Annotated in this window: 2 protein-coding genes; both read left to right on the top strand. The window is 74.5% G+C overall.

Annotation, left to right across the window (positions count from 1 at the left end):
- On the top strand, window positions 1–1,026 hold a 1,026-nt coding region (locus tag HMPREF3159_RS11245; RefSeq protein WP_070501102.1), incomplete at its 5' end, for a protein kinase domain-containing protein.
- A 114-nt stretch (window positions 1,027–1,140) separates the two neighbouring features.
- Window positions 1,141–1,827 carry a hypothetical protein gene (locus HMPREF3159_RS11250; RefSeq protein WP_070501103.1) on the top strand — a complete coding sequence of 229 codons (687 nt, stop codon included), beginning with the start codon at window positions 1,141–1,143 and terminating at the stop codon, window positions 1,825–1,827.
- Window positions 1,828–1,931 lie beyond the last annotated feature (104 nt).

Consider the following 1,931-nt stretch of genomic DNA (forward strand, 5'->3'; position numbering starts at 1 on the left):
GTGCTCGCCGTGGCGAGGCCCCTCGCCGCGGCGGTCGCCGCCGTGCACCGCGCCCAGCTCGTCCACCGCGACCTCAGCCCCGGGAACCTGCTGCTGACCAGCACCAGCGGCGAGGCGGCGCGCGCCGTCGGCATCGAGTCCTCACCGTCGGCCGTGGTGCGCGCCGACGAGCGGCTCCTCGTCGCCGACCTCGGGATGTGCAAGGACCTCGCCCTCAGCTCGGGCCTGACCGTCGCGGCCGGCACCGACGGGTTCCGCCCGCCGGAGCAGTCGAGGCCCGGCACCGTCGACATCCGCGCCGACATCTGGGCGATGTCCGCACTGCTGCGCTGGCTGATCGACGACGCCGAGATGCCGCAGACGCTCCAGGACGTCCTCGCCCGGGGCCTCTCCGAGGATCCCGCCGCGCGCCAGGCCGAGGCGACGGAGTGGCTCGCCGAGGTCGAGGAGGCGCTCGCTCCACCCCCGCCCGCGCAACCGGCGGGCGGCACCGTTCCCGAGGCAGTCGGCGGCTCGGCCGAGAACGGTCCGGCCGACGCCGCCGACGGCTCGCCGGGAGCCGATGGCGATTCGGAGGCCCGCTCCAGCGGGGCCGACGGGACCACCACGCACACGACGGCCTCTCAGGCCACGCACGCCCCCACCGGCTCCGGCGCGAAAGCCCCCACCAGCAGCCCGCGTCGCCGCGCGTTCCTCGTCGCGCTGCCGGTGTTCGCGTTCGGCGTCGGCCTCGGGGCAGGGAGCCTGCTCGGACTGGACGCGTCCGCCCCGTCGGCCGCCGGCGACTCCTCCCTCGCGATCGCCGGGCCGGACGAGATCCGCGTGGGCGAGCAGGCGGTGTTCACCGCCGAGGTGGCGGGCGTGGACTCGTGGGTGTGGACGCTGCCCACCGGCGAGCATCTCGTCGATGCCGAGCAGGCGACGCTGACCGCCTCGGGGCCGGGACGCGCCGAGCTGGTGCTGCGCGCCCGCACCCCGGAGGGCCAGGAGCTCGAGGCACGGCGCGTGGTGAGGGTCCGCGCGTGACCGCTCGAAGAATTGGTCGAGATCCGATGCAACCGATCCACTCCGGCCGACGACATACACCGTGAGAGAACATCCCCGGCGGCCGCGCAGCGGCCCGAGAGAAGGAGTCCGACCATGACCGCTCACCGCATCCGTCCCACCACCCGGCGCGGAGCCCTCCTGGCCCTCGCCTCGCTCGGCGCGCTGTCGCTCGCGGCCTGCTCCACCGGCGGCGACGCCGAGTTCGAGGAGTCCGGCGGGAACGGGGCCGGCGACGGCGGCTCCGACAGCGGCTCTGACGGCAAGGAGCAGCCGGCCGCCTCCGACGGCGGCGGGGAGGAGGGCTCCGCGGGCGGTGCGGACGATTCGCAGGCGGCCTCCTCGGTCGATCCGGCCGATGCGATCGACACGCTCGAGTACCCCATCGCGTCCGACGAGGTGGAGGGGACGATGACCGTGGGTCTGCACCATCTGCGCCGGCGCGGCGAGACCCTCGAGCTGCTGCTCACCTTTACCCCGGAGTTCACCGAGCCCGGCGCCTTCACTCTCTGGAACCTGCACGGCGACAACCACTCCGTGGTGGCGCCGGCCCTCGTGGATCGCGCGAACCTCACCCGCTACGACATCCTGAGCACCAACGGGTCCTATGACGGCCCGACGATGTGGAACAGCAAGCAGGCCGCGGTCGAGCTCGCCTCCGGAGACACCCAGGCGTACTGGGCGAACTTCGCCGCCCCGATCGACGACATCACCGCGATCGACGTCGTGATGGGCGCGGGCCCCTCCTTCGAGGGCGTGCAGATCGAGGCCGAGGAGGGATGAGGATGCTCGGCACGACTCCGCAGCCCGAGGCGCCGCACCGCTCTCCCGCCGACCCGTCGCCCCGTCGCGCCGAGCCGCCCCGCCACGGCGCCCCGCGCCGTACG

It is taken from the genome of Brachybacterium sp. HMSC06H03, assembly GCF_001807385.1.
Classification (GTDB): Bacteria; Actinomycetota; Actinomycetes; order Actinomycetales; family Dermabacteraceae; genus Brachybacterium; species Brachybacterium conglomeratum.